Source organism: Marinomonas sp. 63XJN7_7_ISO-PGPR-S23-202, assembly GCF_056173505.1.
The window spans coordinates 2,038,322-2,061,364 of sequence record NZ_CM149677.1 but is presented as its reverse complement, the minus strand read 5'-3'; the positions used below and the strand labels follow the sequence as shown (position 1 = coordinate 2,061,364).

Annotated in this window: 14 protein-coding genes and 5 tRNA genes (1 of these 19 running past the window's edge); 3 read left to right on the top strand and 16 right to left on the bottom strand. The window is 47.4% G+C overall.

All coding sequences use genetic code 11. The annotated features are described in order from the left end of the window. Positions 1–3: 3 nt before the first annotated feature. The 3 genes from AC0VYG_RS09415 to AC0VYG_RS09405 all read right to left on the bottom strand — a co-directional run bounded on the left by AC0VYG_RS09415 (position 4) and on the right by AC0VYG_RS09405 (position 2,465). A complete protein-coding gene (locus AC0VYG_RS09415) occupies positions 4–1,023 on the bottom strand; it encodes a permease (RefSeq protein WP_475432044.1) in 1,020 nt (339 codons plus the stop codon). Positions 1,024–1,139: 116 nt separating this feature from the next. Continuing rightward, complete coding sequence (locus tag AC0VYG_RS09410) at positions 1,140–1,466, bottom strand: chaperone modulator CbpM (protein WP_199478220.1); 327 nt, start codon at positions 1,464–1,466, stop codon at positions 1,140–1,142. A 3-nt stretch (positions 1,467–1,469) separates the two neighbouring features. After that, positions 1,470–2,465: a DnaJ C-terminal domain-containing protein gene (locus tag AC0VYG_RS09405; RefSeq protein ID WP_475432043.1), complete on the bottom strand. Its 996-nt coding sequence runs from the start codon at positions 2,463–2,465 to the stop codon at positions 1,470–1,472. A gap of 301 nt (positions 2,466–2,766) precedes the next feature. Here AC0VYG_RS09405 and AC0VYG_RS09400 point away from each other — a divergent pair, with 301 nt between their 5' ends. Further along, complete coding sequence (locus tag AC0VYG_RS09400) at positions 2,767–4,029, top strand: hypothetical protein (protein WP_475432042.1); 1,263 nt, start codon at positions 2,767–2,769, stop codon at positions 4,027–4,029. 144 nt (positions 4,030–4,173) lie between these two features. After that, positions 4,174–5,109 (top strand): N-acetyl-gamma-glutamyl-phosphate reductase, encoded by a 936-nt coding sequence (gene argC, locus AC0VYG_RS09395; RefSeq protein ID WP_475432041.1) that lies wholly within the window; start codon positions 4,174–4,176, stop codon positions 5,107–5,109. An 80-nt stretch (positions 5,110–5,189) separates the two neighbouring features. On the opposite strand, the gene AC0VYG_RS09390 is transcribed toward argC, so the two are convergent. From AC0VYG_RS09390 to AC0VYG_RS09335, 12 genes are all read right to left on the bottom strand, one after another. Next, a complete protein-coding gene (locus tag AC0VYG_RS09390; protein ID WP_475432040.1) occupies positions 5,190–6,209 on the bottom strand; it encodes a branched-chain amino acid ABC transporter permease in 1,020 nt (339 codons plus the stop codon). A gap of 6 nt (positions 6,210–6,215) precedes the next feature. Next, positions 6,216–7,172, bottom strand: a complete 957-nt coding sequence (locus tag AC0VYG_RS09385; protein WP_199478217.1) for a branched-chain amino acid ABC transporter permease — start codon at positions 7,170–7,172, stop codon at positions 6,216–6,218. After that, entirely contained in the window at positions 7,165–7,890 is a 726-nt protein-coding gene (locus tag AC0VYG_RS09380; protein ID WP_475432039.1) for an ABC transporter ATP-binding protein, read from the bottom strand. The genes AC0VYG_RS09385 and AC0VYG_RS09380 overlap by 8 nt, the downstream gene beginning before the upstream one ends. Beyond that, a complete protein-coding gene (locus AC0VYG_RS09375; protein ID WP_475432038.1) occupies positions 7,887–8,633 on the bottom strand; it encodes an ABC transporter ATP-binding protein in 747 nt (248 codons plus the stop codon). The genes AC0VYG_RS09380 and AC0VYG_RS09375 overlap by 4 nt, the downstream gene beginning before the upstream one ends. A gap of 3 nt (positions 8,634–8,636) precedes the next feature. After that, a complete protein-coding gene (locus tag AC0VYG_RS09370) occupies positions 8,637–9,950 on the bottom strand; it encodes an ABC transporter substrate-binding protein (protein ID WP_475432037.1) in 1,314 nt (437 codons plus the stop codon). A 407-nt stretch (positions 9,951–10,357) separates the two neighbouring features. Further along, positions 10,358–10,963: a glutathione S-transferase family protein gene (locus AC0VYG_RS09365; protein ID WP_475432036.1), complete on the bottom strand. Its 606-nt coding sequence runs from the start codon at positions 10,961–10,963 to the stop codon at positions 10,358–10,360. Positions 10,964–11,189: 226 nt separating this feature from the next. Beyond that, entirely contained in the window at positions 11,190–11,909 is a 720-nt protein-coding gene (locus AC0VYG_RS09360; RefSeq protein WP_475432535.1) for a GNAT family N-acetyltransferase, read from the bottom strand. A 493-nt stretch (positions 11,910–12,402) separates the two neighbouring features. Beyond that, positions 12,403–12,479 (bottom strand) — tRNA-Met (locus AC0VYG_RS09355). Positions 12,480–12,524: 45 nt separating this feature from the next. After that, positions 12,525–12,601, bottom strand: a tRNA-Met gene (locus AC0VYG_RS09350). A 45-nt stretch (positions 12,602–12,646) separates the two neighbouring features. Beyond that, positions 12,647–12,723: transfer RNA gene (locus AC0VYG_RS09345), tRNA-Met, on the bottom strand. Between the two features lie 45 nt (positions 12,724–12,768). Then, positions 12,769–12,845: transfer RNA gene (locus tag AC0VYG_RS09340), tRNA-Met, on the bottom strand. Between the two features lie 45 nt (positions 12,846–12,890). Next, positions 12,891–12,967 (bottom strand) — tRNA-Met (locus AC0VYG_RS09335). A 304-nt stretch (positions 12,968–13,271) separates the two neighbouring features. On the opposite strand from AC0VYG_RS09335, the gene msrA reads away from it, so the two are divergent. Further along, the gene (gene msrA / locus AC0VYG_RS09330) at positions 13,272–13,934 is read left to right on the top strand and encodes a peptide-methionine (S)-S-oxide reductase MsrA (RefSeq protein WP_475432035.1); all 663 of its coding nucleotides are present in this window, start codon (positions 13,272–13,274) and stop codon (positions 13,932–13,934) included. Positions 13,935–14,049: 115 nt separating this feature from the next. On the opposite strand, the gene AC0VYG_RS09325 is transcribed toward msrA, so the two are convergent. Continuing rightward, a protein-coding gene (locus AC0VYG_RS09325; RefSeq protein WP_475432034.1) for a hypothetical protein crosses the window boundary here: on the bottom strand, positions 14,050–23,043 show its 3' portion. The gene runs 20,925 nt beyond the window's last position; 8,994 of the gene's 29,919 nt are visible here — the last part of the coding sequence; its start codon lies off the right edge, out of view — the gene reads right to left on this strand; the stop codon is at positions 14,050–14,052.

Below are 23,043 nucleotides of genomic sequence, written 5' to 3'. Positions count from 1 at the left end.
GCTTTATAAAAAAGCCACAAGGCCATTAAATACCCAGCCTAGTAGTGTGAATGACACCAATAAGATGGCGAATAAAACGGCTAATAATCGCCAATGCATGACTTGCTTGAGCAAGATAAATTCCGGAAAACTGGCGGCGACAGTGCTCATGCAAAACGCCAGTGCGGTACCGATTGGCAAGCCATTCACGATTAAACTTTCCATAATGGGAATCACGCCAACGGCATTGGAATACAAAGGAATGCCCAATAATACGGCCACAGGAACCGACCACCATTGGCGACCTCCTAAATTCGCTTCGATCCAGCCATTAGGAACAAAACCATGTAGCGCTGCGCCTAATCCCACGCCCACAATGACCCAGAGCCAAACGCGAGAAAAAATATCCGTGGTTTCTGTTTTGGCAAACTGATGACGCTCAGGCCAAGTCAATTTAGTGGGCTGGTTCGCTTCTGTTGCTTTATTGGCTGTCGTGTTTGTATTCGTCGCGGATTCTATTCGTCCCCGTTGTAAGGCTTCTAAAGCGAAAGATTGCAGCCAACGTTCGGCTTTGATGGCATCCAAAAACACACCGCCTAAAATACCGACGACCATGCCTGCCACCACATATAAGAGAGTGAACTTCCAACCCAGTAAACTCAACAGCAGCAACACAGCCACTTCGTTGATCAAGGGAGAGGTAATCAGAAACGACATGGTAATGCCGATGGGAATACCAGCAGAGGTGAAGCCTAAAAAAACAGGAATACTAGAGCAGGAACAAAAAGGTGTGATGGCTCCAAAAGCCGATCCTAATAGGTAACCAACAGCACGATGCTTGCCACTTAAATAATCTCGTACTCGCTCCACGTTTAATGAAGCGCGAAGCAAGGAGATCAAATAAATCATCACCACCAGTAAGACTGCGATTTTACTCACATCTTCGACGAAAAAGTGCATGGCGTCGCCGAGTTTGCTGGCTGGCGATAAGCCTAAAAGCTGGAAGGCAAACCAATCCGAAAATGCTGTAAATATCTGAAACATAGTTTGCCCCCGCTGGTAAGCATGGCATGGTGGTTTTAAGGACTCATCTTAGGTTCTTTTTTAGGTAATGCTTCCTAACCACTGTTTCCTAGTGACTTCGTTCTAACTCTCTATTCTTAGCTAGAGGGAAGCTGGCTTTTAAGAATGGCGATGTGTTTTTGCAGATCGTCAATTTCATCCAGCAGTTCAAGGGTTAGAGCCACACCCGATAAATTCAATTCCAAGCCTTCCATCAAGCGTTGTGCTCGTTGCAATCTTACTAAGGCATGAGAGTTAAAATACCAATCCGATGGTGACGGCTGCTCAATCGGTTCGACAATGCCGTATTCGACCATCTCGACGATGAGATCCACATGAGCTCCGCATCGCTCACAGAATTCCTCTAAGGTAAATATTCGATATTCACTTGGCGATTCGATAACCACTATCTCTGATTTGGTCATGATCTACCTCTCGAAAACGTGTCGTGGGTTAAAGTTGGCTTCACACTCAGACAATTGTCGATAAAGTGCTTCAGCTTCGGCGCTGTGTGTCTTAGGCAAATGCACTTGTAGTGTGACAATTTGGTCGCCAGGGGTCTTACCGCCTTTACCGAGCAGACCTTTGCCTTTGATGCGCAGCTTATTACCACTGCTGGCCCCTTTGGGAACCTTCACCTTCACTTTGCCACTGATGGTCGGTACTTCAATGGTTGCCCCTAAAGCCGCTTCCCAACAGGTAACGGGTAAGGTGAGTAAAATATTGACACCATCGACGGCAAAATAAGGGTGGGGAGCGAACTCGATTTCCAGTAATAAATCACCCGCTTTGCCATTGCCAACGCCTGCTTCGCCTTGTCCAGCCAAGCGAATATGCTGACCTTGTGTGACACCAGCAGGAATTTTGACATTTAGGGTCTTTTCTCTTTGTCTTGAAAAACCATTTTGATCAGGCTCAAACACCAAAAACGAAATTTGTCGTTGGCAGCCTGCATAGGCTTCTTCTAGAAATAAAGCAATTTTGTGGTGCATATCGCGACCACGTTGATTCGCTTGGCGTTGGAAACCATCTGCTTGATGAAATCTGCCTCCATTTGCTCCAAAGATAGAATAGAAGAAATCACTAAAGTCGCCACTCGAACTGTGGCTGTATTGTCTGTGGTCTGCCTGAGACGACTGCCAATCTGGCGGTGGCTGGAATCCACCATCGGCTCGCCGGGTTCCTTGCTGACGTAATAAATCGTATTCAGCGCGTTTTTCAGTATCTTTTAATACGGCGTAGGCTTCGCCTACTTCTTTGAATTGCTGCTCAGCATTGGCTTCTTTGCTGACATCAGGATGATATTTTCTGGCCAGCTTTCGGTAGCTCGCTTTTATTTCGGAGGCATCGGCTTGTTCACTGACGCCGAGAATCTTGTAGTAGTCTTTAAACTCCATGGTATTCTGCTTCCATCGTAACGTCACTCCTCTTACTAAAGATATTCGCTCGTAACGCTGCTATCGCGAATCACTAAACCTCCATCATAGGCTTTTTCTAATGAATTAGAGTTTAAATTTCAAACAAGCCTGATTTAGATCTATAAAACTCCATGCTTAATAAAAGCTAACTAAACCTGCCGTGTTTTTTTGTTATCAATACTTGTATGGCAACTTGCTGACAACAGCAAGATATCGCATTATGATCGTATCGAATGCGATACACTCGCCCTCTCTTTTTACCGTTCTTACATAACACGATGCCGAGCTTAAGGATACGCTGCATATTATGCCTGCTTTAAACAAATTCACCGGATGGCTGGTGTTAGGGACACTCGTTTTTTATCTTTTATCGGTCGCAGACTGGGTAAGTACCGCGTTGCCAACCTTATGTGCTTGGGGCGCTAATGCGGCAATGTGGAAAACTCTGCCCAAAGGCGCGAAACGTCAGGTGCTGATTTTAATGGGCATCGGCGTGCTTGCTCTGATCTTTGCAGCAACACAAGGCATTTGGATGACATGGCGGGAAGTACTGGCCATCAATTTACCCATGCTTGCCATGTTCGTTGCGGTGTCTTTTTTGGATTTAACCAGCTCAAGAGATACCAGCCGCCCTTTACCAAAAGGACTAAAAGCCATTGTGAATACGGCTTTTGGAGTTCAATTATTGGGGGCGGTGATTAATATGTCGGTCATTATGGTCTTTGCTGATCGAATGAAAGGCATCGGGCGCTTAAGCTCAACACAACAATTTGTCATCACTCGCAGCTTTTCCGCCGCCGCTTGGTGGTCGCCATTTTTTGTCGCAACCGGGGTCGCCTTGACCTATGCCCCTGGGATGAAATGGCAACACACGGTAATCCCCGGCATTTTCATGGGGTTAATGTCTGTGGCTTTTTCTACGATTCAAGCCTATCGACGCACCAAAGGCGATTTCGAAGGCTACCCCATCCGGCGTGAAAGCCTGTTTGTACCCTTGCTTTTGTCCATTGCAGTCATCATCTGCCATTTTACCTGGCAAAACGTCAGTATCTTGGTGCTTATTTGTCTGATCGCGCCAATAGCAACCATGTTACTCATGAAAGCTCGACCTAGAAAACAAGCGTTGCTGAGCTTTGTGGATGACAAATTACCCCGTATTGGCAGCCAATTTGCGCTGTTTCTTGCGGCAGGCCTGTTTTCAAATGGCATCAAAGCCATTATTTTGTGTTACCCACAGGTCTTTGATGTCGCGTCCTCTCATTTCAGTGTGTTTATCTTCGCCATAACCTTAGCAGGAATGATATTGGTCAGTTATGTCGGCGTTCACCCTGTCATCAGCGTCGCGGTTGTCAGCCCAATTTTGTTGCCTTTGCATCCTGAGCCGACCCAATTGGGTTTTCTCTTTTTTAGTGCTTGGGCCATCTCCACGGGGAGTAGCGCGTTAACAGGCCTCGGCTTATTGATGACTGGCCGTTATCAGGTACCCGCTAGCGTTATTGTCAAAAATAGCTGGCGATATGCCTTATGCATGTGGTTCCTTGCCTCGTTCGTGAACGCGGTCTTTTTATAATGGCGATTTTTCAAGCAAGCATTGAGGACAAATCTTTTATTAAGTGATAATACGTAGGGGCCTTCTCAAAGAAGGGGCGAGCATTGGCAAAAAAATCCACGTATAATCTGGGATAATTGCAGCAACAAATACAGGAACAAGGTTGTGAAAAAAGTATTTATCGATGGCGAAACAGGTACCACAGGCCTTCAAGTTAGAGATCGTTTAATCAAGCATCCGAACATTGAAATCATCAGTATTGATCCTGAAAAAAAGCGCGATGTCGAAGAAAAGCGTCGTTTGATGAAAGAAGCCGATGTCACCGTTTTGTGTTTACCTGACGATGCCGCAAAAGACAGTGTTGCGCTGGCGAAAGAAGAAGGCTGCCGCATTCTCGATGCCAGTTCAGTACATCGAGTGGCTGAGGGTTGGGTGTATGGCTTACCTGAATTGGATGCTACCCAACGCGAAAAAATTCAACAGGCGCAGTTTGTTTCTAACCCAGGCTGTTACCCTACCGGCGCGATTTTACTGCTTAAGCCCTTAGTAGAGGCAGGGTTGTTACCCTCTTCGGGGGATTATAGTGTCAACGCAGTGTCTGGCTACAGCGGTGGCGGTAATGCCTTGATTGATCGCTATGAAAGTACTCATAACGCTCCGGCATTCGCGGCTTACGGCTTGAACTTTAGCCATAAACACCTTCCTGAAATGCAAATGTGGGCTGGATTAGACAAAGCCCCTCTTTTTGTTCCCAGCGTTGGGCATTTTCGCCAAGGGATGCTGACCTTTTTGCCGATTCAGTTAAAAGATGGGGTCACCATGGCCCAGTTGCACACCAAGCTGGCGGAGGTATACGCTAAGGATACGTTCGTGACAGTAAACGATCTTAATGTGGTGAAAGACAACTCGGCGCCTTTCCTAACGCCCCATGGTTTGGAAAATACCAATCAAATCGAGCTATCTGTTTTAAGCGCACCAGACAACCAATCTGGCGTTCTCGTTGCGAAGTTAGACAACTTGGGTAAAGGAGCATCTGGTGCGGCGGTGCAAAACCTCAACATCATGTTAGGTTTTGCGGAAGACATAGCGGTTAATCTATAAGCTCTCTAGCCGCGACAGTGCCTTACTAAAAGTCACCCAAACAAAGCCCCTCTTTGCTAAGCCGCGAAGAGGGGCATTTTTTACTCCTTATTTTTTAGCGTTAATGTCACCCCTGTTGGTAAAAAACGTACACCTTTGCGGTTTTGCCATTCCCCCCAAATACCATTAGGCGCATAAAGCGCAAAGAGAATCGCAATCACCCCCAATCCCGCTAAATACCAAGCGCCATAGTTCCCGAAAAACTCCTGCAATAGAAAGAAAACGATGGCCCCTAATATAGGCCCTTCAAAGGTTTTTAGCCCACCGACTAATACCATAAACAACATAAAGACGGTCCATTGCACGCCAAAATAGGTTCTTGGTTGAAAGGTGACCGAACTGGCCAGCCACAATGACCCTGCCAGCGCACAACCAAAAGCGGCCACCACAAAGATGATCTGTTTCACCCGCATAACCCGAATACCAATCGACTTGGCAGCCTCTTCATCATCTCGAATCGCCTGGGCCGCTGCGCCAATACGGCTGTTCACCAACCAGAGAACAAGCCCTAACATGCCTGCCACCACCAGCAAGCCAAACCAAAAGTTAATATTACGCCGCAGCTCCGGAGCATACTGGTTCATGGCTAATAGCGACGTACCAGTTTCTCCTTGAACAATGGGATCAAACATCACTAAGATGCGAATGACTTCCGCTGTCACCCACATGGCAATAGCAAACTCCCCTTCTTTTAAGCGTAATGCGAATACCGAAATCACCAGAGCGACCACAGCACAAATCAACGCGCCCACTATAAACGCAGGGTAAGGAGACATACCAATGTCCACCAGACGCAGCGCAAAATAGCCTCCTAACCCCAAGAATGCCTGTTGCCCAACGGATACCAAGCCCGCATAACCAGCTAGCAAATTCCACATAACAGCCAGCAGAATATAAACAAACAAGGTTGTTAGTTTATCAACCACTAAGCCACTGCCCCAAAAAGGCACCGTCGCAAGTACGAGGAAGAGTAAGCCCCCAACCATTAAAGCGGGTCGACCTACTTGATACCAATGCTCGGTACTAAAACCTTCTGTATTCACTTGTGAAGAGATTTTCATTCCAGATCACCCATTTTTTATTTTTGTTTTTGTCACTTTTGACGGCAATGAGCCCGTTATAGAAAAATAAGACTGCTTGAGAAACATCCGCCAACCGCCCCGTTGATGGGCAATAGCGCTGTAAAACCGAGCCGTTAAAACAGCAAGAAACACAAGGTGTCCGGTTAATTGAAACCATTGTGCAGAGATTAACGTGGCACCCAGGCTTTGAGAGATGCCTAAGACAATGCCGCCAATCAAGGTCCCCCATAGGGAACCAATGCCACCGATGACAACGGCTTCAAATGCAAAGATTAATTGCACGGGGCCATCATAAGGTGTGATCTGCGCACGCATGGCTAAAAAAGCCCCAGCAAGGCCCGTCACCATCACCGCAATCGCGGACACAGAGCAGTGCACGGCGTTGGCATTAATGCCATTGAGTTCAGCTGCTTCAGGGTCGCTCGCTGTGGCTCGGATGGCTCGCCCAAGGCGAGTAAAACTCAGCATCAACTGCAATCCGGCTAACACTAGGATCGCGCAAGCAAAGGTTATCACCGGTAACTTACCTACGCTGATCTGATCGGTGAGTTGCCAACTATCCCAGGATAAATCGCCAATGTAATTGGCAAGGGAACGAGTATCTGATCCGAAGACGCCGTATAATCCATTTTGTAATACCGCTCCCAAACCAAAGGTCACCAGCAAGGGCAACAAAAAGCCCGCCGCCTGAGTTCGAGTAAACAAATATTTCTGCAATAACCAGCCCAGTATGCCCATGATAGGCAATGACAATAAAACAGACAGCCAAGGGGATAAGCCCAACACTTTCACACCAAACAACACGAGATAGGCGCCAAGGATGGCTAAATCGCCGTGAGCTAAGTTAATAAATTTGGCCACACCAAACAGCAGGGATAAACCCGCCGCGAGCATGGCGTAGTAACCGCCTAGTAGAAGGCCTTGAATAATGGCATCAAGCATTCTCAGTCTCCTCTGCTTCCAACCCAAAATACGCTTGCGTAATGGCTTTGTGTGTCAACTCATGCGAACAACCAGACAAGGCAACACGGCCTTCCAATAAACACAGCAAGTGATCAGAAAATTGAATGGCACGTTTTAAATCTTGCTCAACAATGATCATGCTGGTTACTTTGCTTTTTTTGAGCTGTTCAAGAGACTGGTATAAACCCTCTACAGCAATAGGAGACAAGCCCAACGAGACTTCATCTAATAGCAATACCGATGGGTTACACATCAAGGCACGGGCAATCGCCACGGCCTGACGCTGCCCACCTGATAAGCCACCTGCCACTTGATTCAAAATAGGCTCAAGCACTGGTAACGCGGCTACGACTTTGTCCAGTACCCAATCTCCTGAACGGCCGTGCTCAGCGGCGATTTGTAAGTTTTCACGCACCGTCATATCGACAAATAAACGCCGACCTTCAGGTACCATCGCCAGTCCACTGCGCACTCGTTGATGAGCTGGCCAAGCGGTAATGTCTTCGCCATTTAGAGTAATGTGCCCTGAGTCCACAGGATGTACACCACTTAAACTACGAAACAGTGTGGTTTTACCCGCCCCATTTGCACCCACAATGGCCAGTATTTCCCCCTTCTCTAGAGAAAATGAGACACCACGAACAGCCATCAATAAACCATGCTTGGCAACTAATTGGTCGACCATAAAAGCACTCATAGGGCCACCTCCAGCTCAGAACCAAGATAGGCTTTCATAACCTCATCATCACTCATCACATCCTTAGGATGTCCCTGGGCAATGACACGGCCTTCACTCATACACACTAAGCGATCAATTACTTTGAGCAAGGCATGGAGAATATGCTCGATCCAAACAATGGTCAGCCCATCGTCTTTTAATTGACTAATCAGTGTGACCAATTGATGAAGTTCGCCTTCGGTTAATCCTCCACCAATCTCATCTAATAGCAGTACTTTAGGCGCTGTTGCCAACGCGCGGGCAAGTTCTAAGCGCTTACGATCCAACAAACCCAACGCCGCTGCAGGACGGTTCGCCAACGGTGACATCCCCGTCTGAATCAAAGCCCGTACAGCGAATGCTTCCGCCTCATACCCAGTCAGCCCCGCGCCATTGGTCGCCGCTGTGAGCAGGTTTTCAAATACCGTCATCCCTAAAAAGGGTCTAGGAACCTGATGGGTTCTGGCGATGCCGGCATGACAGCGTTGGGCCGCATTTGTCGCCGTTATATCAATATCTTGATAGGTAATGACTCCGGCTGACGGTGCTGTCGAGCCGGCTAATACACCAAATAAAGTCGTTTTTCCGGCCCCATTGGGACCCACAATGCCAACGGCTTCCCCCTTATTCGCAGAAAAATTCACCCCATGAAGAACCTGAAAAGCACCATAGTGTTTATCAATCCCGATTCCGGCAATGACCGACGTCGAACCAAGCGTCATCCTTTAACCCCCTATTCTATAAGGCGTCATTGTGCTCGTCACTTTGACCAGAGGATGGTCCGCATTGGACACAATATTGAGCGCAAACTCCCATGGCCCTTGTTGTGCTTTCACCCACTGCACGCCCACTAACCCCGTGGTCGCACAGTTGGGAACAGGGCCTTTGGTAAAGTCGATAATGCCGACGGCGGTTTCAGTGCGTAATTTCGTGATGGCCATCACCAGTGCAACTTTGTCTTTAGGTGCATTGGATTGAATCAGGGCTTCAATGGCAGCATCAAACAAAGAGGCTGTAGCCCCCACTTGCTGATTCCATTGTTTTCCTGTGCTTTTCTCAAAGCCACTCGCGATTTGTTGACTTGACAGCCCTGTTGATCCTGAAGCAAATGGAAAGTCTTTATGCCAATAGGCCCCAGCAGCTAAGCCGTAACCCAAGCGTCCTAATGAATTCAGTTCGGCAGGAAACAAACCTGCTTTTGCTAATTGCGCAATTTTCACCCTCTGTGCATAGCCTTTTTGCGCCGCTTGTCGCCAAAATACGGGGAAATCTGGTGGAAATGGGAAGGTATTAAAAATCTCGCAATGTTCTTTTTTAAATAAGTTAATTTGTTGAGAAAAATCACTGGCACCGTCTTCATACGGACCCGCATCAATCACGGTATAGCCGGCTTTTTCTAAATCAGGGATAAGCAAATGCCGAATAGAATTACCATCGGCGTCATTTGGTAATAACATACCAACACGGTTATTGGTTTTTACCTTACTCCATTGATCAATATACAGTTTGGAAAAATCCGCTACCCCAAAACAAAAATGGTAGGTCCATTTAAAAGGCGATGGCTGGCCAGGTTTGGCCCCACGGCCGTAATAAAAACTTTCCCATGGCGCCGTGGTCGATAAGCATGGTACCCCTGCGGCCTCACAAGCATCGGCAACGGGGTTCACCGTTTCCGGTGTGGATGAGGTCAGCATTAAATCAATGTTTTTGCCGTTAATCAGATCAGAGGCAACCTGACTCGCGCGTATTGTGCTTGATTGTGTATCGCCAAGAAAGAATTCCAACGCATACTGCACACCATTAATATTCAAGCCATTGGCCAGTTGCTTATGAACCTGCTTCAGAAGAAAATCGTCCCCTTGGGAAAAGGAACTGAGCGGACCTGATCTCGGCATCACGTACCCGATACGGATCACATTATCTGGATTAGCGAATAGAGACGATGACCCTAACAATCCAAGAGAAACAATACCTCCACTGGCACCCTTTATGAATTGACGGCGAGAGACAGACGAACGAATCAATGTGTTCTTAGACATTATTAAACTTCCTTTATTTTTATTATTTTGCTGAATCAATCACGAGCAAAAGGATTGCAACGAACATGCCGTCAATCGAAAAATCTAAGAAAGTTATTTTAATACATTGATTTATAATGACTTTCGTTAAGTATCACCCGCCCCACTATCATTTTTGAGCTGCCGTGACTTATTCATTTCGTCAATAAAAACCAAAAGTCGATCAAACAATATGATGATTTCATAAACAATATGAGACCTCTGCACGATGTCACGAGCGACGCCAAAACGCGGCAAAAAAAGATGAGAAAGCGGAGTTTATAGCGATAAATGAGCATTTTGAGCCTGTTTTTAACAAAGTATAGGCAAGCGCAGTAGTCGTGCAAAAGTCTCAATATGGCACGGAAGAGGCTGCCTTCAGAAGGAGGTTATGCGCAAGGTTCTGCCGCTTGGATCCTGGCGTGTTGTCGCAACCATAATAAATGCTGTTGATAAAATGGCAGCTCCGCCATGCCATGTTGGCGTGCTTTTTTATAAATGCTGGCCACAAAGATATCAGCAATGGAGAAATGCTTTCCTATGGCAAATGGTGAGTCTGCACACAACTGCCCCATTAACTGATTTAGACAAGTCGCGATCCAATGCCCTCTAAGCTCACGTTTAGACTGCTCCGTCAGCTCTGGCCGAAACGCTTTGAGTACCGTTCTATTTTGAGGCGAATGAATACTCGCATTAACGTATTCACATACACTTCGAACCGCCGCTCTTTCCAGAGCAGAGCCCCCTATCAGCTTATCCTTGGGGAAGGTTTCTTCTATGTATTCAATAATGGCCATGGATTCTACAAGCGTATGACCCGACACCGCTAAACAAGGCACATAGCCAAAAGGATTAATTTCACGGTAGGTGGTATGCAACGCCTCGTTGGTCACTTCGATTCGCGTATAAGGAATACGCTTATAATCCAGAACCCACTCCACTCGTTCGGAACTATTGGAACCTTGTGCACTGTATAAAATGAGCTCTTGCAACATAAACACCTCTTGTTTCTATCTAACCCGTTACTAATCTTATAAGGCAATTTTGGCATAAACCACTGTATTACTGACTTTGCCATTTGGTAGGATGCGCCATTAATGGTGCCACTAATTTGAGGCGTTTACTTTCCACTATTGAATCCTTCTCCCTTCGCTCATTATCATTAGGTTTTCATAACCATATGAATCACCCCATAGATAAACAATAGTAAACCTAAACTCGCTAGTGGAATTGGCTCCACTCACTGCGCAAGATAGCCAACACCACCGTATCCCACCATTGACCTTTGAAAAATCGATGTTCGCGAAAAATAGCCTCCTGCCTCATTCCTAACGATTGACACAAGCGCACTGCGGCGACATTTTCTCGAATCGTTTCAGCATAAAGCCGATGAATACCAAGTTCCGCAAAGCCAAAACTCACTAATGCTTTTGCCGCTTCCCGAGTTAGTCCTTTTCCTTGGTATAGCCTAGAGACTCCACACCCTATCGAAGCTTGGTGGTCTGATTCTAAACGTAGGCAAACCGTACCAATAAATTTTCCGCTACTTTTATGCTCAATCGCTAGTTGAAAAGCTTTTCGGGGCACCTCATGCGACTGATCAATAAATAACTTAGTTAATTGTCTGTATTTGTCAGGATCGCAATCATCCTCATTATAAAATCGCTGATATTTATCATCCTGAGATATCGCAACAAAAGAGGCCTCATCATCAAACTGCATATCACGAAGTAGCAATCTTGGCGTATCAAGCTTAAACATTTTATACCTATGACTTTGTTGAACAATAAAGTTTAGATTACCAACATAACATTCATAATCGTTATCCAGCTCATCAATTTGAAAGCCAACCCTTAATATAAACAGCTTAACCCCAAAATCTACAACACTTTTCCATTGATTCCAGACAATGGTGTATTTTGGGGGAATACTAAAGACCATTTCCAATTATTTAAACTCAAGCATGAAGGAGTCAACGACCTTCGAACGGCTGTGCCGAATAGGTAAAAAGCTGAGCCCGAGAGCCACTGCTCCGTGATAGACTAATTTTTACGATGTGTTTCTGAAAGGATTGTGGCAGCCCTTTTCTAGTAAAAAGAGTACCAACGATCTTACAGTAGATTGGTTGCGGGAGCCGCTGTTTATAGCATAAGAAAGGGAACCAACGACCTTCGAACGGCCGTGCCGAATGGGTAAAAGGTTGAACCCAAGAGCCACTGCTCCATCCCGCGTCAGATTTGTGATCTTGTCACAAGCAAATTTGCATTGCATTGAAGTGGTTGCGGGAGCCGCTGTTTATCACATAAGAAAGGAACCAACGACCTTCGAACGGCTGTGCCGAATGGAAAAAAGCTGAGCCCGACGAGCTACCAGACTGCTCCATCCCGCGCCAGATTTGTGACCTTGTCACAAGCAAATTTGCATTTCATTGAAGTGGTTGCGGGAGCCGGATTCGAACCAACGACCTTCGGGTTATGAGCCCGACGAGCTACCAGACTGCTCCATCCCGCGTCAGATTTGTGATCTTGTCACAAGCAAATTTGCATTTCATTGAAGTGGTTGCGGGAGCCGGATTCGAACCAACGACCTTCGGGTTATGAGCCCGACGAGCTACCAGACTGCTCCATCCCGCGTCAGATTTGTGACCTTGTCACAAGCAAATTTGCATTTCATTGAAGTGGTTGCGGGAGCCGGATTCGAACCAACGACCTTCGGGTTATGAGCCCGACGAGCTACCAGACTGCTCCATCCCGCGTCAGATTTGTGACCTTGTCACAAGCAAATTTGCATTTCATTGAAGTGGTTGCGGGAGCCGGATTCGAACCAACGACCTTCGGGTTATGAGCCCGACGAGCTACCAGACTGCTCCATCCCGCGTCAGATTTGTGACCTTGTCACAAGCAAATTTGCATTTCATTGAAGTGGTTGCGGGAGCCGGATTCGAACCAACGACCTTCGGGTTATGAGCCCGACGAGCTACCAGACTGCTCCATCCCGCGACTAATTCTTTTTTCACAAAGTGAAACGTTAAGATAGGCGTTAACTTAAAAGCAACGATTTATTTTGCTTTCCCCGTCTCAACGAGGTGCGTATTATAGGTAAGTTATAAGAATAGTCAACAGGGAATTATCCATTTTGCCTTTTTTATTTTAAAAAAGAAAAACTTAGCGTGAAATAATGCAAATAAAACGCAACAACAATGTTCAATCATCTATGTATTGTATTTTATGATTACAACACTATTAACATCCTCAACAACCATTCATCATGCTTGAGAAGAGTATGCGCTATTGGAGAAGAATCGTGTCAAATAGTATTGAAAAAATTCTTAAAAAGTCTTCCTTACCCGCGAATAAAAACGCTGCCTTACCGGGCAGGCAGGAACCGCTTTCTATCTCTGGCATTCATGCCGTCAATTCAGAATCCATGACACGTCAACCAAGTGCCGATGAAAGTGAAGTTGTACTAGGAATGGGTTGTTTTTGGGGAGCTGAACGTCAGCTCTGGAATACGCCTGGTGTTGTGACCACATCGGTCGGCTATGCAGGCGGCTTCACGCCTAACCCAACCTATGAGGAAGTCTGTTCAGGGCAAACGGGTCATGCTGAAGTGGTAAAAGTCTTATTTAATAAAAAAGAAACGTCATTAGAAGCTATTTTGAAAGTCTTTTGGGAAAACCATGACCCAACACAGGGAATGCGTCAAGGCAACGATATTGGTAGTCAATATCGTTCTGCTATCTATGTCATGAGTGATGACGATATTGCCATCGCAGAAGCTAGCAAAGCGGCCTATCAAAAACAGCTCTTAGAAGCAGGCTACGCGATGATCACCACCGAGATAGAACCTCTAGAAGCTTACTATTTCGCGGAAGAGTACCATCAACAGTACTTACACAAAAACCCAAATGGCTATTGTGGACTCGCGGGCACTGGCGTCAGTTGCCCCATTGGCTTAGGCGTATAAACACGGAGTCTATCCACAAAATAGTCCGTTTTATTCATTACATTGAAGACGTAAAAAAGCCCGAGTTACAAAGTAATTCGGGCTTTTTTCATCCATCTATCGGTAAAGAAAAGACTTAACCGTCTAGGTTGATATTGTACTCGTGATCGTTGTAAACCACTTTGACTGAATCAGTACTGTTTACATGACCATCACCGTTGGAGTCAAATGATGTATGATCCGCAATACCAGAGTTGCCACTGCCAAAAGTTGCCACATCGTGACCATCAACTTTAACGTGTTTGTCGGTGACCGACACATGGGCTGATAGGAAGCTTTCAATCGCGTCAGCCGACGCATCCTTACCTGGGTCACCATTAGCACCAGACAATAAATCCGTTATGTCTAACGCATCATCTTTGGCATTAAAGTCAGTAATGGTATTGGTAGCGCCTTTATCTAAAATAAATAAATCATCACCAGACCCGCCAGTAAGGACGTTATGACCAGATCCACCGTCCAAGACGTCATTACCAGAGCCACCAAATAGCATATCATCACCATTACCACCTAATAAGTAGTCATTACCGTCTCCGCCATATAGTGTATCATTACCATCATCACCGATAAGCCAATCATTGCCACCCTTACCGTCAATAATATCGTCTCCGCTGGTACCATAAATAGTATCATTAAAAGATGTACCAGAAAGGGAGTGGTGCCCAGGATGATTTATGCCACTTATAACAAAACCACCATTATAAGAACCCGCTGCATTTTCTATAGCCGATGCACCAGACTCAAAAGTGGTGCCTCTCGATTCAGTAACCGTACTTCCTGTACCATGAACGGTAATATTAATGCTATTGGTGACCGAATCACCGTCCTTATCAACCACGGTATACTCGTAATTCACGTCTTGAGAATGACCTTTACTTAATGATCCTATGAGACTATCACTGGCCGTATAGGTGTAGTGGCCATCAGCACTTACACTAAATACGCCCTGATCATTAGTAATGGTACTGACGCCATCAACAGTAGAAAGTTTATCTCCAGGCTGACTCACGCTTGCGACGACATGGTCTACAGGGTCGTCAGCAGTCGCTTCCGTATGTAATGCACCTGTTATCGAGTTTAGTGAATCCGAGTTAACGGGCTCTACATGAGCCACAATAGAGTACGTATCCGTTTGATTTTCAGGAGTCGTTACAGTCGTCACAACTTGGTTATTACTGTCTAAGAAACCATCCAAAGACACTTTGTAACTAACACCATTCACCTCCACCAGTACCGGTGTACTGGGTATACTCAAAGCCAGCGAATCACCCGTCTGATAGCCTGAGTTCTGTGTCTCATCTACTTTAACCAGCGATGATAAATCAACTGTTTTCTCCATTCCATTAATCACCAAAGTGGCATTAATACTTAACTTCGTTGACTCTAAACGATCCTCACTCCCACTTGTCGCCTTATTGACATGTGTCAGTCTAGCAACAACGAATTCATCTCCCGTGTTAACATTGTTCAATGAACCAGCACTTTCAACATGCAATGAGCTTCTATCATCGGGCACCTTCTCGCCCCAAGTCAAGAAAGTATCCGACAGACTATGGCTATCTCTATCAGTATCATGAAACTCATCATTAACAAATTTAACTGACGTTGCAGCCATAGCCACACCCAAGTCTAGCTCTGCGTGCTGAGCTGACATATGAGCGGACTCACTGTCACCGCCAACACTTTCTGTTGAAGTTGCTTCTGCTGTGACTGTAAATTGATCCGAGCCATTCGGAACAGTAATTGTTATATGAAGATCTTTTAATTCTTTATCCGCTGTTTTACCACTAACTAACCAATCTCCATTTTCTTGTTTGGTAAGATTTATACCTTGATTATCGTCTGCTGTGACTTTTGCATTTTCAGGAATGCCTTTTAACGTGATCCCTGATAACGTTTCACTACCATCGCTATCAGTAAGTGCAGCAGACACATCAACCAAAAACTCTTGGCTAGTGGCCATTTTTTCAATTGTTGTATCACCTTGGTTTGGCCCAACTAGCGTTCCATTTCCATAGATAACACCTTCAATATGGTTACTACCTTGGACATCTAGTGATTGTGTTCCATTTGTGATACGTATATTTTCGAGTGTATTAACCTGTGTGTCACTATTATTATTAGTCCCATAACTAACATCTAAACCTGAACCATCACCTGATAAGAAAATGTAATCCTTCATTGCATCACTGCTTTGAGATACATTATTTCCATCAACAGAGTGAAGGGGTTTCAATTTCTCAGATTGAGTGTCATAAAAACCACTTCCAGGATGAATTACAAATATATCCGCATATCCTTTGGTACCATGAGCATTACCACCATTAGAGTAATATTCAATAGCGCCTGCATTAGAAGACCCAGGGTTAGCTATCTCTGGTTCAGGATCACCTTTGGTCAACCATACATGAACGCCATCACCAATCTTGATAATTTGCCCATTTTGAACATCAAAACCGCCAGGCTGACCACTACCACCATTAACCTGAAGAATGTCAGTCGCACTAGAACTCACACTTGACTCCGTTGGTGTGACCGTAAGCTCAACTTTAGGCGCATCAGCAACCGGTTTAATATCCACTGCTAGCGTGGCTTCGTCTCCTTCTAGCCCGTGGCTATCAACCGGTTTAAAGCCAATATGAGCGTAATCAGCTTGCTGATTACCTACTCCTGTACCGCCATAACCATTAACACCAGACTCATTTTCACCGGGAACAAAACGAACATGCCCCCCATCAAATTGTGCCTTAGTCAATTCACTTCCAACGACCACTGCGTGCCAGCTTCCATTATCATCTTGGACTTGCAGTTCACCGCCACCTGAAAGCTGAGTCACTTTGATACTTAACGACGAGTCGCTATTCGAATCACTAATATTAAGCTCACTCCAGCTAAGCGACAAAGCCGTATCCTCAACACCCTCTACACTACCACCAGAGGCTGTTGGCATATTATCGACCGTGACATTGATCTCTTTTGTCGCACTCGCTGTACTGCCATCACTTGATTCAGTCGATGTCGCTTTAAACGCTAAAGAGAAGCTACCTGAATAATCATCCGGAGCCTTGATCGACATATTATTAAAATCAGTCGTCGTACCAAGATCAATCACTTGATTTGTCGATTCGAAGGTATAGGTAACAGGGTGACCTTGCGAATCAGTAATGGTTAACGTCGTACCAACAGGTGCACCCGTCACGGTGGTACCCAAGGTTTCAGAACCATCTTTATCAGGGGTGGTGACCGTAAAACCAGTAAGAGGAATATTGGACGTACTTGGCCCTTCATCGCGTACCTCAGGCACGTAATAATCTAAGTGACCATCATCATCACTTACTGCGATGCCAGCGTCTTCAATCGCTTTTACATCGGTAAATAATTCAAAGTGCTCAGTATCTAATGTGACGGGGGCGCCACCATTTATACTGACGGATACATTGTAATCACCTGGCCCATTTTGATTATGGTGAGCAAACACAATCGGATAATACCCTGACTCTTCCACCGTAATCGTCTTACTATCAATCGCCCCTTTATCATGCCCCCATTCCGCTTGGGCATCGACTTCTGCACCAACTTTAATATAGAGACTATCGTCTCCAGTACCAGTAAATTGGTATGTACTTCCTTTCTCAAGGTAGATAAATCCATTAATGACCGTTAGCGTACCAACGTCCTTAGATGGCGCAGCAAATATGCCATCTACGGTTGAACTCACGGCAGCGGTAGAATCACTATGACTAGCAACAATTTCAGCTAATCTATCAGGAGCAACCCCCTTACCACCTACTGCATTATGACCGGCTCCTGAATCCACATTATTCCAAACATGGTAGTTCAGGCCATTAGAGTGCACACTATTAGTGGTATCAAACTCTGGCGTATCAGCTACTGCGGCTATTTTAATGGATAACGTATCACTGGCCCCAGTTGACGTTGTATAAGTCACTTGTGGAACATCACCAGACCAATTTGCCGTTGGTACAAATTTATAGGAACCATCTGCATTTAAGGTTAGGGTGCCGACATCTTTCCCTTCATCAACCCCGCTAGTTCCTTTGATAACAACCGTACTACCCACCGAATATGATGTATTATCGCCCTCAACTGTAAAGGTAGAAACCTTCAGCCCACCATCTAAGTCTGAATCGTTAGACAACACACCGTTGTCAGCATTAACTGATAAAGTATGGTCTTCTATTCCATTCCCTATATCTGGTTGGGTATGAGTAGAGTGGTCTACATCAACAGCACTACTATCGTGAGCCGTTGCAGTGTTGCCAGCAGCATCCGTAGCTTTTGCAGTAATACCTAGTGAGAAGTTTGTGTTTCCGTCTGGTACTGTCATCGTGAGATCTTTATCGATAGAATCAAGAGCCTCACTATTATGAGGTACATTGATTGACCATGTACCATCAGGATTTTTAGTACCTTCACTAAGGGTTGCGTTATCTGGTACTCCTGTAATAGTAACAGTCAACGTCGCTGCGTTATCCGCAACACTGGTTACTGCGGCACTAATATCAACGTTATATTCGTAAGTTGTTTCCGTATTCGTCAGGGCAACCCCATCCCCTTTACCAAAACCAAAACCTTCAATGTTACTAAAGGCTAGCTTATCTCCAGTATCTTTGTCGACCAAGATACCATTCATATTGCCTAGGCCATGTACATCACAAAGGAAAGTAATGGACTCAAATTTATAATGATCAGCAGTCTTACCTAGATATAAAACATCTGTACCCGAACCACCGTTTACGACCCCTCCTAAATCATTAATAGCAATAATATCATTACCTGCCCCTGTATTAATGGTCGATTTCCACATATTGCCATCAACCACAACAATATCATTGCCGTCTCCAGTATCAATGTGTGAACCCAGCATTGTACCATCCACAACAACGGCATCATTGCCGCCTTCTGTATGAATACTAGATTGCAGCATTGTTCCATCCACTACAACGGTATCATCTCCACCTTCTGTATCAATACTAGACAACAGCATCTGACCATCAATATGAACAGAGTCATTACCAGCACCTGTATTAATAGTAGAAGATCTCATGTTTCCGGTCGTTTCAACAACATCATTTCCATTACTATCAATAGTATCTGTATTAATGGACGAACCAATAAGCTCCCCATCCACTTTTATTTGATCATTTCCATCACCTAAAAAAGCAGAAGATTGACTAAGGTCACCATTAACAATAACCACATCGTTCCCGTCTTTGGTAACAATGGTTGAGCCTTTTAAGTCACCTTCAAACTCAAGTAGATTGTCATTATCATTTGACTTAATAACATCATACTGAACCGTATCCTTCGCAAATACTTCATCATTAGATTCAGATGGCATCTGGTAGACACCTGTAACTTTATCGGTATGCACAGGAACATCTGTTGTATCAGGCTCAGTTACTGTTGCAGCGGGAACAACCAAAGGCGCTGATGGATTAAATACAATACTATTGATATCCTTTGTCTCCGTCGGTTCATAGAGCGCAAAGTCCCCACCACCTAATGCCGATGCCTCTAAACCAAACTGAACTATCTTAGTCTGTCCAAACGTACCTTTTTCAAGCTGAACTTCCGTTTCAGATTTAATGTTCTGCTGACCATTAAGGAATGAAGACAAACTACCCAAAAGCTGAGCAGATTGAGACGCAACGGTCGTTGTATTGATATGTGAAAATTCAACAGAAATACCCGCGTCAACCGTTACCGTCGTATCCAGGATCGCACTGTCTGTTCCTGGCGCTGACACGTTACCCGCTGCATCGGTAATGGTCGCTGTCACGGTCAACGTCGCGCCGTCTTTTGGCGCCGCCACCGTCGTCGATACGCCCTCTGCTGCGATTTGAGCCGCTGTCAGTACCATCTCCTTGCCGTTCACCGTCAAGGTATCGCCTTCTACCGCGCCTGTGCCTTTCAAGCTGATGCTCACCTTCACGTCTGTGGCACCATCCAACTCGGACTTGCTGATGTAGCCGTCGTCGTTGCCATCTGTTGTGATGGTCACACCTGGCGCACCCGCCGCCGTCGTATCCAGGATCGCACTGTCTGTTCCTGGCGCTGACACGTTACCCGCTGCATCGGTAATGGTCGCTGTCACGGTCAACGTCGCGCCGTCTTTTGGCGCCGCCACCGTCGTCGATACGCCCTCTGCTGCGATTTGAGCCGCTGTCAGTACCATCTCCTTGCCGTTCACCGTCAAGGTATCGCCTTCTACCGCGCCTGTGCCTTTCAAGCTGATGCTCACCTTCACGTCTGTGGCACCATCCAACTCGGACTTGCTGATGTAGCCGTCGTCGTTGCCATCTGTTGTGATGGTCACACCTGGCGCACCCGCCGCCGTCGTATCCAGGATCGCACTGTCTGTTCCTGGCGCTGACACGTTACCCGCTGCATCGGTAATGGTCGCTGTCACGGTCAACGTCGCGCCGTCTTTTGGCGCCGCCACCGTCGTCGATACGCCCTCTGCTGCGATTTGAGCCGCTGTCAGTACCATCTCCTTGCCGTTCACCGTCAAGGTATCGCCTTCTACCGCGCCTGTGCCTTTCAAGCTGATGCTCACCTTCACGTCTGTGGCACCATCCAACTCGGACTTGCTGATGTAGCCGTCGTCGTTGCCATCTGTTGTGATGGTCACACCTGGCGCACCCGCCGCCGTCGTATCCAGGATCGCACTGTCTGTTCCTGGCGCTGACACGTTACCCGCTGCATCGGTAATGGTCGCTGTCACGGTCAACGTCGCGCCGTCTTTTGGCGCCGCCACCGTCGTCGATACGCCCTCTGCTGCGATTTGAGCCGCTGTCAGTACCATCTCCTTGCCGTTCACCGTCAAGGTATCGCCTTCTACCGCGCCTGTGCCTTTCAAGCTGATGCTCACCTTCACGTCTGTGGCACCATCCAACTCGGACTTGCTGATGTAGCCGTCGTCGTTGCCATCTGTTGTGATGGTCACACCTGGCGCACCCGCCGCCGTCGTATCCAGGATCGCACTGTCTGTTCCTGGCGCTGACACGTTACCCGCTGCATCGGTAATGGTCGCTGTCACGGTCAACGTCGCGCCGTCTTTTGGCGCCGCCACCGTCGTCGATACGCCCTCTGCTGCGATTTGAGCCGCTGTCAGTACCATCTCCTTGCCGTTCACCGTCAAGGTATCGCCTTCTACCGCGCCTGTGCCTTTCAAGCTGATGCTCACCTTCACGTCTGTGGCACCATCCAACTCGGACTTGCTGATGTAGCCGTCGTCGTTGCCATCTGTTGTGATGGTCACACCTGGCGCACCCGCCGCCGTCGTATCCAGGATCGCACTGTCTGTTCCTGGCGCTGACACGTTACCCGCTGCATCGGTAATGGTCGCTGTCACGGTCAACGTCGCGCCGTCTTTTGGCGCCGCCACCGTCGTCGATACGCCCTCTGCTGCGATTTGAGCCGCTGTCAGTACCATCTCCTTGCCGTTCACCGTCAAGGTATCGCCTTCTACCGCGCCTGTGCCTTTCAAGCTGATGCTCACCTTCACGTCTGTGGCACCATCCAACTCGGACTTGCTGATGTAGCCGTCGTCGTTGCCATCTGTTGTGATGGTCACACCTGGCGCACCCGCCGCCGTCGTATCCAGGATCGCACTGTCTGTTCCTGGCGCTGACACGTTACCCGCTGCATCGGTAATGGTCGCTGTCACGGTCAACGTCGCGCCGTCTTTTGGCGCCGCCACCGTCGTCGATACGCCCTCTGCTGCGATTTGAGCCGCTGTCAGTACCATCTCCTTGCCGTTCACCGTCAAGGTATCGCCTTCTACCGCGCCTGTGCCTTTCAAGCTGATGCTCACCTTCACGTCTGTGGCACCATCCAACTCGGACTTGCTGATGTAGCCGTCGTCGTTGCCATCTGTTGTGATGGTCACACCTGGCGCACCCGCCGCCGTCGTATCCAGGATCGCACTGTCTGTTCCTGGCGCTGACACGTTACCCGCTGCATCGGTAATGGTCGCTGTCACGGTCAACGTCGCGCCGTCTTTTGGCGCCGCCACCGTCGTCGATACGCCCTCTGCTGCGATTTGAGCCGCTGTCAGTACCATCTCCTTGCCGTTCACCGTCAAGGTATCGCCTTCTACCGCGCCTGTGCCTTTCAAGCTGATGCTCACCTTCACGTCTGTGGCACCATCCAACTCGGACTTGCTGATGTAGCCGTCGTCGTTGCCATCTGTTGTGATGGTCACACCTGGCGCACCCGCCGCCGTCGTATCCAGGATCGCACTGTCTGTTCCTGGCGCTGACACGTTACCCGCTGCATCGGTAATGGTCGCTGTCACGGTCAACGTCGCGCCGTCTTTTGGCGCCGCCACCGTCGTCGATACGCCCTCTGCTGCGATTTGAGCCGCTGTCAGTACCATCTCCTTGCCGTTCACCGTCAAGGTATCGCCTTCTACCGCGCCTGTGCCTTTCAAGCTGATGCTCACCTTCACGTCTGTGGCACCATCCAACTCGGACTTGCTGATGTAGCCGTCGTCGTTGCCATCTGTTGTGATGGTCACACCTGGCGCACCCGCCGCCGTCGTATCCAGGATCGCACTGTCTGTTCCTGGCGCTGACACGTTACCCGCTGCATCGGTAATGGTCGCTGTCACGGTCAACGTCGCGCCGTCTTTTGGCGCCGCCACCGTCGTCGATACGCCCTCTGCTGCGATTTGAGCCGCTGTCAGTACCATCTCCTTGCCGTTCACCGTCAAGGTATCGCCTTCTACCGCGCCTGTGCCTTTCAAGCTGATGCTCACCTTCACGTCTGTGGCACCATCCAACTCGGACTTGCTGATGTAGCCGTCGTCGTTGCCATCTGTTGTGATGGTCACACCTGGCGCACCCGCCGCCGTCGTATCCAGGATCGCACTGTCTGTTCCTGGCGCTGACACGTTACCCGCTGCATCGGTAATGGTCGCTGTCACGGTCAACGTCGCGCCGTCTTTTGGCGCCGCCACCGTCGTCGATACGCCCTCTGCTGCGATTTGAGCCGCTGTCAGTACCATCTCCTTGCCGTTCACCGTCAAGGTATCGCCTTCTAC

Coding starts and splice junctions, on each gene's coding strand:
- AC0VYG_RS09415 (WP_475432044.1), bottom strand. CDS start 1,023: ATGTTTCAGATATTTACAGCATTTTCGGATTGGTTTGCCTTCCAGCTT.
- AC0VYG_RS09410 (WP_199478220.1), bottom strand. CDS start 1,466: ATGACCAAATCAGAGATAGTGGTTATCGAATCGCCAAGTGAATATCGA.
- AC0VYG_RS09400 (WP_475432042.1), top strand. CDS start 2,767: ATGCCTGCTTTAAACAAATTCACCGGATGGCTGGTGTTAGGGACACTC.
- AC0VYG_RS09390 (WP_475432040.1), bottom strand. CDS start 6,209: ATGAAAATCTCTTCACAAGTGAATACAGAAGGTTTTAGTACCGAGCAT.
- AC0VYG_RS09385 (WP_199478217.1), bottom strand. CDS start 7,172: ATGCTTGATGCCATTATTCAAGGCCTTCTACTAGGCGGTTACTACGCC.
- AC0VYG_RS09380 (WP_475432039.1), bottom strand. CDS start 7,890: ATGAGTGCTTTTATGGTCGACCAATTAGTTGCCAAGCATGGTTTATTG.
- AC0VYG_RS09375 (WP_475432038.1), bottom strand. CDS start 8,633: ATGACGCTTGGTTCGACGTCGGTCATTGCCGGAATCGGGATTGATAAA.
- AC0VYG_RS09370 (WP_475432037.1), bottom strand. CDS start 9,950: ATGTCTAAGAACACATTGATTCGTTCGTCTGTCTCTCGCCGTCAATTC.
- AC0VYG_RS09365 (WP_475432036.1), bottom strand. CDS start 10,963: ATGTTGCAAGAGCTCATTTTATACAGTGCACAAGGTTCCAATAGTTCC.
- AC0VYG_RS09360 (WP_475432535.1), bottom strand. CDS start 11,909: ATGGTCTTTAGTATTCCCCCAAAATACACCATTGTCTGGAATCAATGG.